Annotated in this window: 13 protein-coding genes, 5 tRNA genes and 1 riboswitch; of the genes, 8 read left to right on the top strand and 10 right to left on the bottom strand. The window is 63.1% G+C overall.

The features are described from left to right. Positions 1 to 213 precede the first annotated feature (213 nt). Positions 214 to 579 carry a DUF6164 family protein gene (locus AC1VWL_RS09020; protein ID WP_482986444.1) on the bottom strand — a complete coding sequence of 122 codons (366 nt, stop codon included), beginning with the start codon at positions 577 to 579 and terminating at the stop codon, positions 214 to 216. 61 nt (positions 580 to 640) lie between these two features. Here AC1VWL_RS09020 and AC1VWL_RS09015 point away from each other — a divergent pair, with 61 nt between their 5' ends. Further along, positions 641 to 1,072: an FKBP-type peptidyl-prolyl cis-trans isomerase gene (locus tag AC1VWL_RS09015; protein ID WP_482986443.1), complete on the top strand. Its 432-nt coding sequence runs from the start codon at positions 641 to 643 to the stop codon at positions 1,070 to 1,072. After that, positions 1,056 to 2,285, top strand: a complete 1,230-nt coding sequence (locus AC1VWL_RS09010) for a TIGR03862 family flavoprotein (RefSeq protein WP_482986442.1) — start codon at positions 1,056 to 1,058, stop codon at positions 2,283 to 2,285. Before AC1VWL_RS09015 ends, AC1VWL_RS09010 begins: the two co-directional genes overlap by 17 nt. Before the next feature lie 261 nt (positions 2,286 to 2,546). Here AC1VWL_RS09010 and AC1VWL_RS09005 read toward each other — a convergent pair whose 3' ends face one another. The 5 genes from AC1VWL_RS09005 to AC1VWL_RS08985 all read right to left on the bottom strand — a co-directional run bounded on the left by AC1VWL_RS09005 (position 2,547) and on the right by AC1VWL_RS08985 (position 7,570). Continuing rightward, the gene (locus AC1VWL_RS09005; protein WP_482986441.1) at positions 2,547 to 4,169 is read right to left on the bottom strand and encodes an FMN-binding glutamate synthase family protein; all 1,623 of its coding nucleotides are present in this window, start codon (positions 4,167 to 4,169) and stop codon (positions 2,547 to 2,549) included. Between the two features lie 31 nt (positions 4,170 to 4,200). Continuing rightward, positions 4,201 to 5,490: a nucleotide sugar dehydrogenase gene (locus AC1VWL_RS09000; protein WP_482986440.1), complete on the bottom strand. Its 1,290-nt coding sequence runs from the start codon at positions 5,488 to 5,490 to the stop codon at positions 4,201 to 4,203. A gap of 22 nt (positions 5,491 to 5,512) precedes the next feature. Then, a tRNA-Leu gene (locus tag AC1VWL_RS08995) sits at positions 5,513 to 5,599 on the bottom strand. 89 nt (positions 5,600 to 5,688) lie between these two features. After that, on the bottom strand, positions 5,689 to 7,095 hold the full coding sequence (gene hemN, locus AC1VWL_RS08990) for an oxygen-independent coproporphyrinogen III oxidase (protein ID WP_482986439.1): 1,407 nt from the start codon (positions 7,093 to 7,095) through the stop codon (positions 5,689 to 5,691). Between the two features lie 91 nt (positions 7,096 to 7,186). Further along, positions 7,187 to 7,570: a group III truncated hemoglobin gene (locus AC1VWL_RS08985; protein ID WP_481615017.1), complete on the bottom strand. Its 384-nt coding sequence runs from the start codon at positions 7,568 to 7,570 to the stop codon at positions 7,187 to 7,189. Positions 7,571 to 7,750: 180 nt separating this feature from the next. On the opposite strand from AC1VWL_RS08985, the gene AC1VWL_RS08980 reads away from it, so the two are divergent. From AC1VWL_RS08980 to AC1VWL_RS08970, 3 genes are all read left to right on the top strand, one after another. Next, entirely contained in the window at positions 7,751 to 8,038 is a 288-nt protein-coding gene (locus AC1VWL_RS08980; protein WP_282266568.1) for a hypothetical protein, read from the top strand. Continuing rightward, positions 8,035 to 9,114, top strand: coding sequence for a 4Fe-4S dicluster domain-containing protein (locus AC1VWL_RS08975; RefSeq protein WP_482986438.1), 1,080 nt, complete (start codon positions 8,035 to 8,037; stop codon positions 9,112 to 9,114). Before AC1VWL_RS08980 ends, AC1VWL_RS08975 begins: the two co-directional genes overlap by 4 nt. A 248-nt stretch (positions 9,115 to 9,362) precedes the next feature. Next, the gene (locus AC1VWL_RS08970; RefSeq protein WP_482986437.1) at positions 9,363 to 10,562 is read left to right on the top strand and encodes a leucine-rich repeat-containing protein kinase family protein; all 1,200 of its coding nucleotides are present in this window, start codon (positions 9,363 to 9,365) and stop codon (positions 10,560 to 10,562) included. 177 nt (positions 10,563 to 10,739) lie between these two features. On the opposite strand, the gene AC1VWL_RS08965 is transcribed toward AC1VWL_RS08970, so the two are convergent. Beyond that, positions 10,740 to 10,813: transfer RNA gene (locus tag AC1VWL_RS08965), tRNA-Cys, on the bottom strand. 72 nt (positions 10,814 to 10,885) lie between these two features. Continuing rightward, positions 10,886 to 10,961 (bottom strand) — tRNA-Gly (locus AC1VWL_RS08960). 241 nt (positions 10,962 to 11,202) lie between these two features. Here AC1VWL_RS08960 and AC1VWL_RS08955 point away from each other — a divergent pair. The 3 genes from AC1VWL_RS08955 (at position 11,203) to pnuC (ending at position 15,315) form a co-directional block, all read left to right on the top strand. Then, positions 11,203 to 12,339: a phosphotransferase enzyme family protein gene (locus AC1VWL_RS08955; RefSeq protein ID WP_482986436.1), complete on the top strand. Its 1,137-nt coding sequence runs from the start codon at positions 11,203 to 11,205 to the stop codon at positions 12,337 to 12,339. A 43-nt stretch (positions 12,340 to 12,382) separates the two neighbouring features. Next, positions 12,383 to 12,478: riboswitch (TPP riboswitch) on the top strand. 69 nt (positions 12,479 to 12,547) lie between these two features. Further along, complete coding sequence (locus AC1VWL_RS08950) at positions 12,548 to 14,722, top strand: TonB-dependent receptor (RefSeq protein WP_482986435.1); 2,175 nt, start codon at positions 12,548 to 12,550, stop codon at positions 14,720 to 14,722. Then, positions 14,719 to 15,315, top strand: a complete 597-nt coding sequence (gene pnuC / locus AC1VWL_RS08945; protein WP_482986434.1) for a nicotinamide riboside transporter PnuC — start codon at positions 14,719 to 14,721, stop codon at positions 15,313 to 15,315. Before AC1VWL_RS08950 ends, pnuC begins: the two co-directional genes overlap by 4 nt. 133 nt (positions 15,316 to 15,448) lie before the next feature. On the opposite strand, the gene AC1VWL_RS08940 is transcribed toward pnuC, so the two are convergent. Further along, positions 15,449 to 15,524 (bottom strand) — tRNA-Gly (locus AC1VWL_RS08940). A 55-nt stretch (positions 15,525 to 15,579) separates the two neighbouring features. Next, positions 15,580 to 15,655, bottom strand: a tRNA-Gly gene (locus AC1VWL_RS08935). Positions 15,656 to 15,705 lie beyond the last annotated feature (50 nt).

Below are 15,705 nucleotides of genomic sequence, written 5' to 3'. Positions count from 1 at the left end.
GGCCCGATGGCCGTTGTGGGAGCGGCGTAAGCCGCGAAGCTGGCAATACCCGAAAGGCCCAAAAGCCAACCCCTCCCCAACCCTCCCCTTGCCTGCGGCAAAGGGAGGGAGCTGAGCTGTAGGAGCGGCGTAAGCCGCGAAGCTGGTAATGCCCGAAAGCCCCCCCCCAACCATCCTCTCCTCCTACGGAGCAAGGGAGGGAGTTGAAAGCCCTCACCCCCGCAGCAGGAAATACGGCAGCAGCACCAAGGCTGAAACAACCACCATGCCCAGCAGCACCGCCAGCACAAACAATGGCCGATTGCGCAACATCGAACCGAACGTCTCCGCACTGCCATCCCGCAGCGCGGCGGCGCGCTCTTCACGCACGCGCTGCCCGCGTTCAGCCTGATAGCTCGCCATCAGGCTTTTCGCGCGCGACAGATCATCGTTCTCGCGCAGCCAGATGCCGCCATTGGAAATACCCCAGGGACTGGGTTCAGTTCGGTACCAGGCGATGCCGTTGCGATCGAGCAGTTCGCCGACCTCGGCGCTTTCGTCGTCGCCGACATTACGTAGATTGAGCAGCAATTTGGCCATGCCGCAATGATACCCGGCAGCGATGCGCTACCCTGCACGCCCCTTTCCAACGGAGCGCGCCATGCGTCGTCTGTTCATACCGCTGCTGCTGTCCCTGCTGGCCGCCGGCTGCACCCCGCCGGGCCCGCCTCCGGGTGGCACCATTGCCAAGTTCGAGCAGATCGACACCCAGCCCGGCACCGGTGCTGAAGCCGTGGCGGGCAGCAAGGTCAGCGTGCATTACACCGGCTGGATCTACGACGAGCGCAAGCCTGACAAGCATGGCGAGAAGTTCGACAGCTCGGTGGATCGCGGCGAATCGTTCAGCTTCAACCTTGGCGAAAAGCAGGTCATCCGCGGCTGGGATGAAGGCGTCGTAGGCATGAAGGTCGGCGGCAAGCGCACCCTGATGATTCCGGCCGAGTACGGCTATGGCAACCGCGGCGTCGGCCCGATTCCGGCCGGCTCCTCATTGGTCTTCGATGTAGAACTGCTTGATGTCAAACCTCGCTGACAAAACCGTTTCCGTGATTGGCGGTGGCCCGGCCGGCCTGTTTGCCGCCGAGCGCCTTCGCGCGGCCGGCGTGGCGGTCAACCTGTATGAAGCCAAGGGCTCGCCCGGGCGCAAGTTCCTGATCGCCGGCAAGGGCGGGCTCAACCTCACCCACTCCGATCCGCGCCCGCTGTTCGACAGCCGTTACCGCGAACGCCAGGCCGAAGTCGCAGCCTGGCTGGACGGCTTCGATGCCGATGCCCTGCGCCGCTGGGCGCAGGGTTTTGGCGTGGAAACCTATGTCGGCAGTTCCGGCCGTGTGTTCCCGGTGGACCGCAAGGCGGCACCGCTGCTGCGCGGCTGGGTGCGCCGATTGAAGGAACAAGGTGTGCGTTTCCACGTGCAGCATCGCTGGCTGGGCTGGAACCCGGACGGCAGCCTGCGCATGGCCACCGCCGATGGCGAGATCGCTGTTCGCGCCGATGCCACGGTATTGGCGCTGGGCGGTGGCAGCTGGCCGGAGCTGGGCTCTGACGGCAGCTGGATGCCGGTGCTGCAGGAACGCGGCGTCGATACCGCGTCGCTGCAGTCGGCCAATTGCGGCTTCGACATCGACTGGACTGCGCACTTCCGCGACCGCCATGCCGGTGCACCGATCAAACCCGTGATCGCGCACTGGACTGACTTGCAGGGACACGCACAGTCGCTGCAAGGCGAATGCGTGATCAGCGAATACGGCATTGAAGGCAGCCTGATCTATGCACTGGCCGCCGATCTGCGCGAAACCCTCAATCGCGATTGTGCGGTGACGTTGGAACTGGACCTGGTACCCGGCCGTGACGAAGCACGCCTGCTCGCCGATCTGGGCCGCTCACGCAAGGGCCGCAGCTTCGGCGAGCACCTGCGTCGCGCCACAGGCGTTGATGCAGCCAAGGCCGGGCTGCTGTTTGAAGTACTGGGCAAGGATGCTGGCAATGACCTGGAAGCCGTCGCGCGCACCCTCAAGCGCCTGCCCTTGCAGCTGCTGCGGCCACGCCCTATGGCCGAAACCATCAGCACAGCTGGCGGTGTAAAGCTGGAAGCGATGGATGACGGGCTGATGCTCATCGCGCAACCAGGCGTGTTCTGCGCTGGCGAAATGCTGGATTGGGAAGCCCCCACCGGCGGCTACCTGTTGACCGCCTGCTACGCCAGCGGCCAACGCGCAGCAGAAGGCGTGATCCGCTGGCTGTAGTGCCGACCCATGGTCGGCAGCGGCTTCGCCGATAGCGTCGCCCCGTAGTGCCGACCCATGGTCGGCAGAGGCTTCATCGATAGCACCGCCCTGTAGTGCCGACCCATGGTCGGCAGAAGCTTCACCGATAGCACCGCCGCTTGTGGGAGCGGCGTAAGCCGCGAAACCAAAGATCAATCCGATTGCAGAAAAAACCGCAGCTTCACTGCTGCGGGCTTTCGCGGCTTACGCCGCTCCCACAAGTCACAAAATGCGGGCCGCTCAACACATCTTGCTTGTACGCAACGCCGCCACTCGCGAAGGCGGGGTAAAGGAATCACTGCGCGCCTCGGCCCAGTACTCACGGAACACGGTGTGCTCGGGCACCTTGTTCAACAATTCGCCTGGTCCCAGATAGCGGTACAGGCTGGCAAGCGAGCGGATCTCCACCGGCGATACCCGACGCAGGATGTGTTCCGGGCCCAGCTCGGACGGATCGTGCAGGCCAGCAGCACCAAGCAGGTCGCGCAGCGCGCGCATCGTGTTCTGGTGGTAATTGAATACGCGCTGGCCCTTGTCGACCGGCTCCAGATGCCGCCAGCGGCTCGGGTCCTGGGTGGCAATGCCGGTCGGGCATTTGTCGTTGTGGCAGCTCAGCGACTGGATGCAGCCCAGCGCGAACATGTAACCACGCCCGGCATTGCACCAATCCGCACCCAAGGCGATGGTGCGGGCGATATCGAACGCCGTGGTCACCTTGCCGGCCGCCCCCAGGCGGATGCGGTCACGCAGGCCAAGCCCGACCAGGGTGTTGTGCACCAGGATCAGCGCCTCGTTCATCGGTACACCTACGTGATCGATGAACTCCGCCGGCGCGGCGCCGGTGCCGCCTTCGGCACCGTCGACCACGATGTAGTCCGGCAGCATTCCGGTTTCCTGCATCGCCTTGGCGATACCAAACCATTCCCACGGATGGCCGATGGCCAACTTGAAACCAACCGGCTTGCCGCCGGACAACCCGCGCAGACGCGCAACGAACTGCAGCAGCTCAATCGGCGTGGAGAATGCCGAATGCTTTGACGGTGATACACAGTCCACGCCCATCGGCACACCACGGGTCGCGGAGATTTCGGCACTGACCTTCGCCGCCGGCAACACACCGCCGTGTCCCGGCTTTGCGCCCTGCGACAGCTTGATCTCGATCATCTTGACCTGATCGGAGCTCGCATTCTCGACAAAGCGCTCTTCGCTGAAGCGACCATTTTCATCACGGCAGCCGAAGTAGCCCGAACCGATTTCCCAGACCAGATCGCCGCCGTTTTCACGGTGATACGGCGAGATCGAGCCTTCGCCGGTGTCGTGGCAGAAGCCGCCCATTTTCGCGCCCTTGTTCAGCGCGCGGATCGCATTGGCCGACAAGGAACCAAAGCTCATCGCCGAGATATTGAACACGCTGGCCGAGTAAGGCTTGGCGCAATCAGGCCCGATCAGCACCCGGAAATCGTGGTGCGCAATGCTGGTCGGCGACAGCGAATGATTGATCCATTCGTAGTCCACGGCATAGGCACTGCGCAGCGTGCCGAACGGCACCACATCCATTTCGTTGCGCGAACGCTGGTAGATCAGCTGGCGTTGCTGGCGCGAGAACGGCACGTCCTCCAGATCGCTCTGCACGAAGTACTGGCGGATTTCCGGGCCGATGGACTCGAAGCCGTAGCGGAAATGCGCCAACACCGGATAGTTGCGACGCAGCACGCTGCGCCGCTGCAACACATCCCAGGTGCCCAGCACCGCCATCAGGCCGAACAGGCCAACGCCCCAGTACCAAGCAGGCCAGTGGGTAGCCAGCGCCAGTGATACTGGCAGCAGGATCAGTGCCAGCACATAAACCAGATAACGATGCATTACCGTCCTCGAACAACACGGATGGCGGATTCTACAACCGGTCGTCCACCACTTGCCTCGGCCAGGCCGATTTCACGTCGTAGACCACCATGTCCGGCACACCCAGGGCACGGATCCGGGCCTCGTCGAAGGCACGGAACTGCTGGTGCGCCACGGCCAGAACCACCGCATCGTAGACACCTTGCTGTGGCGCCTTCACAAGCGCTACACCGCCCATGTCGTGCGCGTTGCGTGGATCGGCCCAAGGGTCGAAAGCGTCCACCTGTGCGCCGGCAGCAGCCAGCATCTGTACCAGATCCAGAGCACGGCTGTTGCGCAGGTCCGGGCAGTCCTCCTTGAAAGTCACCCCAAGCACGAGCACGCGTGCGTTCTGCAACGGCTTGTTCCGGACTTCCAGCAGCCCACGCACGCGGGTGACCACATGCGCCACCACACGGTTGTTGACCTGGCGTGCGGTGTGGATCAGGTCCGGGTGATAACCAACGCTCTCGGACTTGTGCAGCAGGTAATAGGGATCAACACCAATGCAATGCCCGCCAACCATGCCCGGCCGGAACGGCAGGAAGTTCCACTTGGTGCCTGCCGCTTCCAATACATCAAGAGTATCGATACCGAGCTTGTCAAAGATCAGCGCCAGCTCGTTGACCAGGGCGATGTTCACATCACGCTGGATGTTCTCCACCACCTTGGCCGCCTCGGCCACGCGCAACGACGACGCCGGCCAGGTGCCGGCGGTGATGATGCGCCGATACAAGGCATCCACCACGGTCGCCGCTTCGGGCGTGGAGCCGGAGGTGATCTTCTTGATATCCGGCAAACGCCGCTGGCGATCACCCGGATTGATCCGCTCCGGGCTGTAACCGCAATAGAAATCCTGGTTGAAGCGCAGCCCCGAGCCCTGCTCGAGCAAGGGCACGCAAACCTCTTCGGTGGTCCCCGGGTAAACGGTGGACTCGTAGATCACCAGGTCACCGGGTTTGAGCACCGCAGCAATCAACGTGCTGGCACTGCGCAGCGGGCCAAGATCCGGTTGCTCATACGCATCTATCGGCGTTGGCACGGTGACGATGAAAACATTGCGCGCCGCCAGATCGGTCTTGTCGGCGGTGTAACGCGCCAGCACGCCAGCGGCGAGCTCGGTGTCATCCAGTTCCAGCGTATGGTCATGCCCCGCCTGCAACTCGGCAACGCGGGCAGTATCGATGTCATACCCCAGGGTATCGAGCGTTTTGCCGAACTCGACTGCCAATGGCAGGCCAACATAACCCAGCCCGATGATGGCGATCTGCGGCGCTACCGCGGCGGTGATCTCGGCGCTCATGCCATCCCCTGAGGTTGCGAACTGGTGCCCGGAGCCGGAATCGAACCGGCATGGCCTCGCGGCCGGCGGATTTTAAGTCCGATGCGTCTACCAGTTTCGCCATCCGGGCATCGCAATAGCCTGCCTGATTGCGGCCCAATTGTGAATCGCGAATACGCGAATATTGGCGGCAGCGCTGAATCCGCCGCCAATGTGATCTCAACCAATGGCGCGCGAATAGCGCGCAGGCTGCTGCGCGGCCTTCAGATAACGGTCAAAACACATCGCGATCAAGCGCAGCAAGGGCCGGCCCTGCTCGGTGGCGGCAACCACGCCATCGTTGCAACTGGCCAGTCCGTCGTCCTGCAGGTGCTGCAAGGCAATCAGCTCCTCGGCGAAATAGACATCAAAATCGACACCATGCCGCCGCGCCAGCGCGCGGCCATCCACGCTGCCATGGCACATCAACTGCTGGATCAGTTCAGCACGCAGCAGGTCATCGTCGTCCAGCTCCAGCCCGCGCCATACCGGCACACCGCCTTCGGCAATCTTTGCCTCCCAATCCTTGAGGTCGCGTGGGTTCTGGCTGTAGCTGCTATCGATATGGCTGATCGCACTGACACCCAGCCCCAGCAGGTCACTGTCAGCGTGCGTGGTATAGCCCATGAAGTTGCGATGCAGGCTGCCCGCACGCTGCGCACGCGACAGGTCTTCTCCCGGCAATGCGAAATGATCCATGCCGATGTACTGGTATCCGGCGGCCGACAACCGCTCGACCGCGAGCCCAAGCAGCGCCAGCTTCTGCTCCGGATCAGGCAGGTCGCGGTCCTGTATCTGTCGTTGCGCCTTGAACATATGCGGCAGATGCGCGTAGCCGTAGATCGCCAGCCGATCCGGACGCGCGGCTATCACCGTGTCCAGGGTTCGGCCAAACCCGGCCAGCGTCTGCAGCGGCAACCCGTAGATCAGATCCACATTGACCGAACGCATGCCATGGTCGCGGCAGGCCTGGATGATGGCCATCGTCTCATCCACGTCCTGCACGCGATTGATCGCCTGCTGCACCTGCGGGTCGAAGTCCTGGATACCCAGGCTTGCGCGATTGAAGCCCAACTCTGCCAGCACACCGATGTCGTCGACGCTGACCGAACGCGGATCCAGTTCGATCGAGAAGTCGCGCGCGCTGCTGTGGCTGAAATTGAACAGTTTCTCCAGTCCGCCAATCAATCGACGCAGCTGTGCAGGCTCCAGGAAATTGGGTGTGCCACCGCCCAGATGCAGCTGCACGACCTCGCGTTCGCGTGCAAACAGCGGCGCAAGCCAGTCCGCCTCAACCAGCAGCTGATCGACATAGCGTTCGCCCTTGCTGCGGTCGCGGCTGATCACGCGGTTGCAGCCACAGTAGAAACACGGGCTGCTGCAGTACGGCACATGCACATACAGCGACATCGGCCGCCCCACCGCGTTGCTGCGCGCCACCGCCGCACAGAACTGCGCCTGCCCATAACCATCATGGAAATGCGGGGCGGTTGGATAGGACGTATAGCGTGGACCCGGCCGGTCATGCCGGCGCAGCAGGTCCGCGTCGAAGGTCCAGCCCAGGGCATTTGAGGTTGGCAGCGGCATGTTCATGGCGCCAGCTTGCCCCCGCCAAGGCATCACCGCCTTGAGTTAGATCAATTCACCTATTCATGAACGGGCCCAACCCGGCATCCGTTCAGAGTATCGGGAACGAAGGGGCGTGGTATCGACGCCAGATGGAGCCGGCCACCCGCCCGGCCGCCTCATCCGCCAAGACCTGCATCGTCGGGTTGCCCAGCTCTGCCGTGGTCTGTGCAAACAACGCCAGCCAGCGCTCGAACATCGGCCACTCCAGCCCGGGAATCGCCAGGTGCTTGGGCATCGGCGCGCCATTGAAGCGCGAGGTTCCACGCAGCAGGGCCGACCAGAAATCAATCAGCTGCAGCAGATGCGCCTCCCAATCATGCACCCGTGCCTCGAATATCGGCCCAAGCACCGCGTCCTCGCGCACCCGCGCGTAGAAGCGCCGCACCAGTCGATCCACCTCTTCCTCACTGCAAACATCCGGCCCAGCCCGCACAACCCACCTCCTGCCACCTAGTCAGAACCTACTACGCCCGGCCAAGGCCCGCTTGATCAGGATCAACGACGCCCATCCACACACCCCCTAGCCTTGCACACCGGGCTGCCAGCTGCGGCCATACCGCCGAGCCGCCCACCCGATTCTATTCCTTCGCCACGAGGCACCCAGGAATCCACAATGACCGCTTCTGCCGACGCCAGCACCCGCCGCTCACTGCCAATGATCCAACGCCTGGGCGCCGTGGTGTGGCCCAGCTTCTTTACAGCGGCGGTGATGTCGGCGGTCTTTTTTGCTTTCATCGACCCGCTGGAACTGCAGCAGATCAGCTTCCCGCAGCACGTGATCAGCCGTGAAGTTGGCTATTCACTGGGCTTCTTCATGTTCTGGGCGGGCACGTTGTGCGCGTGCGGGGTGACCGCGCTGCTGATGCGCCCTGCAAGCGAGCAGGAGGAGGTCTTCGAATGAACCCGGTGCGCAGCATCGGCGAAGCCAGCGCCGGCACCGCCCGCAAGCGCGACAGATTCCGCCAGTTCACCAGCTTGGCAATGCTGGCTGCGTTCTATGGCCTGCCTTGGCTGCACTGGGGCGGTAAACCCTGGTTGCTGCTCGACATTGATGCGCGCCAGTTCCAGGTTACCGGTATTTCGATGCAACCGGAGCAGTCATTGCCGCTGCTATGGTTTGCGCTGGCCGCGCTGGCCCTGCTCTGCCTTGCCACGAGCCTTTACGGGCGCCTGTGGTGCACCTATGCCTGCCCGCAGACGGTGTTGACCCGCCTGTTTCGCAGACTGACCCGCCTGACCGATCTCAAAGGCAGGGCGAAGCCATTGGCAACGCCGCTTCGACACGCACTGTGGGCGGCAATCTCGCTGTGGACCGGCATCAGCTTTGTGGGCTACTTCACGCCCATCGGGGAGCTCGCGCGGGGCTTGCTCACACTTACGCTCAGCGGCTGGGAATTATTCTGGATCAGCTTCTACGGCCTGGCGACCTGGGCAAACGTGGTGTACCTGCATGAACAGGTCTGCAGCTATCTCTGCCCCTACAGCCGCATCCAACCGTTGATTGCCGATGCGCGCACGCCCTGCATCCAGTACAACGCGCCACGTGGGGAGCCGCGCGGCGAACGCGGCCAGGAAAACGCCAGCGTATTGCATCGTTCACGCGGCCTGCTCGATGCAAGCACTGCGGCCGACTATGTATTCCGCGCCGCCCACCCAGCCATTGCCGGCGCCATGCCCAAGTTCAGCCCGGCCCACCTCGGAGACTGCACCGATTGCGGCGCCTGCGTTGCCGCCTGCCCGATCGGCCTGGATATTCGCAATGGCCGCTCCAGCAGCTGCATCGAATGCGGCAATTGCATGGATGCATGTGACGATGTGATGGCCGCCAGTCACTACCCGCTGGACCTGATCCATCGCGCCCGTCCAGCCGGCGATGGCGATACCGCCCCATCTGGATTGCGCCTCAAGCCGTTGGCGTTCGCCGGCATCACGTTGCTTTGCTTCGCCCTGGCGGCATTCACCGCTGCAAGTATTTAGCCGGACGCAACCGGTGGGATCGACTGGCACGAGCCTCCAGACGAAAGCCTGGCTTGCCTGTAGGAGCGGCGTCAGCCGCGAAGCTGACGTTGCTTGAACCATGGGCATCCATGCCATCTGATGATCTATCGGTTTCGCGGCTTACGCTGCTCCTACAAAAGCCCTGTGCTGATGAACTGCCTGCTTCGCGGCTGACGCCGCTCCCACAACAGCCTTGTGCGCGGGCGGTGCCGGTACACTCGCACTGCATGCATACCCTTGAAGATCTCACAAGCGGCGCGCTCAACAACGCCCGTACTGTTCGTCTGGTGAATCTGGGCCTGACCGAATTCCCGCAGGCGCTGCTCGCCCTGGCCGATACGCTGGAAGTGCTGGATCTCTCCGGCAATCAACTTACCTCCTTACCCGATGACATGGGGCGACTGCGCAAGCTACGCATCCTGTTCTGCTCCAACAACCCGTTTACGCAATTACCAGTCACTCTCGGCGACTGCGAACAACTGGAGATGATCGGCTTCAAGGCCTGTGCGATCGCGCGCGTTCCCGAACAGAGTCTGCCAGCACGGCTGCGCTGGCTGATTCTGACCGACAACCAGTTGGGTGAACTACCCGCAGCGCTCGGCCAACGTCCGCGACTGCAGAAACTGATGCTTTCCTGCAACCAGCTCGCCAGCCTGCCCGATCTAAGCAATTGCACAGCACTGGAACTGTTGCGGATTGCCAGCAACCATTTCGATGAGACTCCAGCGACATTACTTGCATTGCCAAACCTGGCCTGGCTGGCCTTGGCCGGCAATCCCCTGACGGCGGCTGCCGAACACGTTGCTTTGGCCGATGCGCATCACCACGCCATCCGCTACGAGAATCTGGAGATTGGCGAGCTGCTGGGCGAAGGGGCGAGCGGACACATCCATCGCGCCGCGCTCAAGCACAGCAATCAGGCGATTGCCGTCAAAGTATTCAAGGCAGCGTCCACCAGCGATGGCACGCCGCACTCGGAACTGGCTGCCGGGCTGGCCGCTGCTGGTCATCCCAACCTGCTTGCGCCACTGGCCCTCGTCGAAGGACACCCGCAAGGGCGCTTGGTGGTGGCAATGCCCCTGCTGCCGCCGCAGTACATCAACCTGGCCGGCCCACCCAGCTTTGCCAGCTGCACGCGCGACGTCTACGCCGCAGATACACGATTTACGCCTGCCATCGCCGAACGCCTGCTGGGCTGCATCCGCTCGGCACTCACCCATCTGCATGCGCAGGGCGTGCTGCATGGCGACCTGTATGCCCACAACATCCTGTGGAATCCAGCCACCGGCGACGCCGTACTGAGTGACTTCGGTGCAGCGATGTTGAGCAGCGGCCTGCCACCAGCAGATCGCGCGCGACTGCAGGCTATCGAGTGGCGCGCATTCGCCCATCTTGAAGCTGAGATAGCCGCACGCATCAACAACTGACAGCGGCCCGCCAGCAACCGGAGCGTTCACTCACACGCAGCATGTCAGCGGCGGCTCGCCTGCCGGAAACGGCGACAAACAGCGCACTCCGCCGCCACACTCCTGGACTCTGCTGACCGGAAGCAAATCGCAGAAAACAAAAAAGCCCCGATTTCTCAGGGCTTTTTGCTTGCTACATGGAGGCCTGGGTCGGAATCGAACCGGCGTACGCGGATTTGCAATCCGCTGCATAACCACTCTGCTACCAGGCCAAACTATTGCACCGCCGAAGCATTACACCGCCTCGACATGAAAAGACCCCGCTGCGGGGGCCCTTTCCGATTTGGAGCGGGAAACGAGACTCGAACTCGCGACCTCAACCTTGGCAAGGTTGCGCTCTACCAACTGAGCTATTCCCGCGGTGTGGGCGAATCATACAGACTTCGGCAGGGGCGCGCCAGCGCTTTTTAACAATTCCTTTCACATGGCTTGTCTGGCTGTCGGCGTTGGATCTTGAATCCCTGTAGAGCCGAGCCATGCTCGGCTGGCGCTTTACCGGGAAGGCCCCTAGCCGAGCATGGCTCGGCACTACATTCAGCAGCCTTGGCGGAGCTGACGTACCATCTCGCCTCCCTCGCATCACCTGTCCCAGCCTGTTCCGATGACCCAGCAATCCCACCGCGTGCAAGGCCTGAACAACGATGAAGTGGCTGCTGACTGGCCCCCCATCAATGCGACCGAGCTTGCCTGGCTGTGTAATCGCTACCCGCAGTTGGACGCTGACAGCACCTTGCTATGGCACAGCCCGCGGCCGATGTCGGCCGCCGCGATTGTCCAGGGCCAGCACGGCAGGGTCTTCGTCAAACGCCATCACCGACTGGTCCGCAGCGCCATGTGCCTGCAGGAAGAGCATCAATTCATCACCCACCTCGCAAGTGCCGGGATTCCGGTTACCCAGCTCCTGCATGGCCACGATGGTCAGACCGCCATTGCGCACGGCGATTGGACCTACGAACTGCACGCCGTAGCCGATGGCCAGGACCTTTACCGCGATGCACCTTCGTGGACGCTGCTGACCGAAGTCGAGCGAGCCCGCGCTGCCGGCCGCATGCTGGCCACCCTGCACCGCGCTTCAGCCAGCTATCACGCACCCCAGCGCAGCACCCATCTGCTGGTCGCCCGTGATGAACTGATCCGTAGCGAAGACCCGATCGCCGCACTCAAGGCCGATCTGCACAACCGCCCCGGACTGGCCCGTTACCTCGCACGTATCCCTTGGGAGCAGCAGTTGCGGCGCAGCGTCCTGCCCTGGCATGCCGGACTGCCCGCGCGCCTGCAGACAGAACCGCAGTTGTGGGCGCACAACGACTGGCACGTCTCCAACCTGCTGTGGGGCCACGGCCACAACGCGATGCAGGTCAGCAGCGTGCTCGATTTCGGCCTGGCCTCTCCCACCAGCGCCCTGTTCGACCTGGCCACCGCCATCGAACGCAATGCCGTGGCCTGGCTGGAACTGGGGCGCGGCGCCGAGGCGGTACGTATCGATATCGCATTGGCCCTGCTCGACGGCTACCGCGAGGTATTGCCTTTGTCGGCCGAACGGGTACACCTGCTGGCCGACCTGCTGCCAATGGTGCATTTCGACTTTGCGCTGTCCGAAGTCGAGTATTTCGAAGGCGTCACCGGCTCCACCGCGAATGCCGATGTCGCTTGGCAGCCCTTCATGCTCGGCCACCCTGAATGGTTCGCCAGCCATCACGGCCACGCCTTGTTGCAGGCCCTGCGCGCCGCCGCCTGAAGCAGCCCGACTCGCAAATCATTCGCATTTGTAGTGAAATGGCGCCCTGAAGCGGGGGTGCCTGGATTTGCCAGGCTGAGAGAGTCCCTTGGAACCTGATCCGGTTTGCACCGGCGTAGGGAGCTTTGAGCAGCAGCCGTAGCGCCGTCATTGGCGCTGCGCATGCGCGCCTTCGCTTCGTCTCCCTTGTTGCCTGAAGACGAATCGAATGAACCGCTGCCTGCGCCCCACGTTGCTGTCTCTCGCCTTGAGCACCGCCCTGCCGCTGTACGCCAGCGACACCGGCCTTGACGCTGCTGCCGAACACTCCCCGACCGAACTGGCCACCGTACGCGTGCAGGCCCGCCAGCCGGAGACGGACAACTCCCGCGCCAACAGCTTCGGCAGCGGCGACTGGAAAAGCACGCCGGCATCGATGAACGTGCTGGATCGCGACTTCCTCGACCACCAGCAGGTGCGCTCGCTGTCCGAGCTGGCCAGCAATGACGCCTCGCTCGGCGACGCCTACGCCCCAGTCGGTTACTACCAGAACGTCGCCATCCGCGGCTTCGCGCTGGATACGGCCACTGGCTACCGCTTCAACGGCATGTCGATAGCAGGAGAACAGCGTCTGGCACTGGAGAACCTGCAGTCAGTGGAAGTGCTCAAGGGCGAAGCTGGCTTGGCGGCCGGCGTGATGGCGCCGGGTGGCATCATCAACTACGTCGGCAAACGGCCGGCCGAAGTGCGCACCGTCACCCTCGGCACCGACAACGAAGGCTCGCGCTATGCCGCCATCGACGTCGGCCATTGGCTGACCCCGCGCATCGGCCTGCGCTTCAACGCCGCCTGGGACGACAGCAGTTCCTATATCGAACATGCCGATGGCCGCCGCAATTTCTATTCGCTGGCGACCGACTGGCTGATCGGCGAGCGCGGCAAGCTCGAAGTCGATGCCAACTACCAGACCAGCGCGCAGCGCTCGGCCTCAGGCTACCAGCTGCTGGGCGGACGTGAACTGCCGACCGGCGTGGACCGTGAGCAGTTGCTCGGCTATCAGCCGTGGCAGCAGCCGGTAGGCATTGCCAGCACCAATATCACCGCGCTGCACACCTACGACTTCAACGCCAATTGGCAATCGCGCGTTGCCGTCAGCCACAGCCGCACGGTGATCGATGACAACGTCGCCTTCGCCTATGGCTGCTACTACGCCGCCGAATGTGCCGATGGCAGCGTGCCGGGCAATTACTTCGCCCCCAACGGCGATTACGACATCTATGACTACCGCAGCCCGGACGATACCCGCCGCAACCAGGAGCTGCGCGCCGAGCTGCGCGGCAGCTTCGACACCGGCAGCATCGGCCATCAGCTGACCGTTGGTGCGGACCAATTCCGCCGCACCGTGGACAAGCGCCGCAACGTCAACGAATACGTCGGCACGGTCAATATCCACGACAAGCAGCTGCCCATGTTCGAACCCTCGCCGCTGATACCCGGCGCGTCCGCACGTCGCCTGGACAGCCGCCAGACCGCTGTCTTCGCATTGGACCGCATCCAGCTCAATGAAGACTGGCAGTGGCTGGCCGGCGGCCGCTACGTGCGCCTGGACGAACGCGCCTACGACAAGCGCGGCAACCCGCAACGTCGCAGTCGCCTGTCGCGCTTCCTGCCGCAGACTGCGGTGATGTGGAAGGCCAGCGACAGCACCAATGCCTACGCCAGCTATGTCGAAGGCATCTCGCTGGGCCAGGAAGCACCGTTCTGGACCGCCAATGCCGACACCTTCCTGCCGGCAGTGCAGTCGCGCCAGCTCGAAGTCGGCGTGAAGTATTCCAGCAGCGAGCAGCTGACGCTGGGCGCGGCACTGTTCCGCACCACCCAGCCGTACCAGTACGCAAAGCCCGACAACAGCGACGTCGGCTACACCTTCGTCGAGGAGGGCAAGCAGGCCCACGTCGGCCTTGAACTGACCGCCAACGGCCAGCTCACCGATGCACTGCAGATCGTCGCCAGCGCCAGCGTATTGCAGGCACGTGCACGCGATACCGGCACGCCAAGCTACGAAGGCCACCAGCTGGTCAACGTTCCCAAGCTGCGCACCAGCGTGCACCTGAGCTATGCGCTGCCCTTCGTAGAAGGGCTGGACCTGACCGGCGGCTGGCGCTACGCATCGGCCAATACCGCGCGCGCTGATGGCGCAGTACGCGCACCGAGCTACAACCTGTTCGATGCCGGGCTGCGCTTCCAACACCAGCTGCAGGGCCACGCAGTCAGCTGGAACCTGTCGGTGGACAATCTCTTCAACCGCTTCTACTGGCGCGACACCGGCAGCAGCATGGGTGACTACTACCTGTTCCCGGGCGCACCGCGACAGGCACGCCTATCGGTGAGCGTCGCGCTGTGAGCAGCGCCGCGCTCGAATGGTCGGCCGCGCTATGCAGCATCCTCGGCGTCTGGCTGATGGCGCAACGGCGGATGGTCGCCTGGCCAGTCGGCCTGTTGTCGGTCGCGCTGTATGCACTGGTATTCGCCGAAGCCAAGTTGTATTCGGACACCCTGCTGCAGCTCGCCTTCGCCGTTTTCCTGGTCTACGGCTGGATCAACTGGCGTCACCATGCCGCCGACGAAGGCAGCGTGCGCATCGTGCCCCTGTCACGCAGCAAGATGCTGCGCGACCTGGGCATCGGCCTGCTTGGCGGCATCGCGCTTGGCGCCGGCATGCACAGCTTCACCGATGCCTCGCTGCCTTGGCTGGACGCGATACTCACCGGATTGAGCCTGGTCGCACAGTGGTGGCAGGCACGCCGCCATACCGCCACCTGGTGGCTGTGGATCGTGGTCGACGTGGTGTACGTGGGCGCGTATCTGTTCAAGTCGCTGCATGTGACCGCGGCGTTGTACGTGTTCTTCCTCGGTCTTGCCGTGGTCGGGCTGCGTGCATGGAGTGCAGCGGCCCATACCCCCACTGCGGAACCTGCAGCGCACGGCGCGCGCTGAGCAGCGTCACGCACTGTCAGCAGCTGCCGATGTCGGCAGCTGCTGGCTGAAGGTAAATCGCGGACAACAAAAAAGCCCCATCAGGGGCTTTTCTTTACCTGCAGATATCACATGGAATCTGCTGGTTATTATCTGGAGCGGGAAACGAGACTCGAACTCGCGACCTCAACCTTGGCAAGGTTGCGCTCTACCAACTGAGCTATTCCCGCGGATTGAATGCAGCACCTGAAACAGAGCACCAACATTCGAGATGTATCGCAAGACTGGAGCGGGAAACGAGACTCGAACTCGCGACCTCAACCTTGGCAAGGTTGCGCTCTACCAACTGAGCTATTCCCGCAGGCTTGCTACATCTATTTACTCACCGAACCACGAACGAACATGACTCGG

The sequence above is a fragment of the Stenotrophomonas sp. STEN063 genome, assembly GCF_056854515.1.
This window is presented reverse-complemented; position numbering and strand designations above follow the sequence as displayed.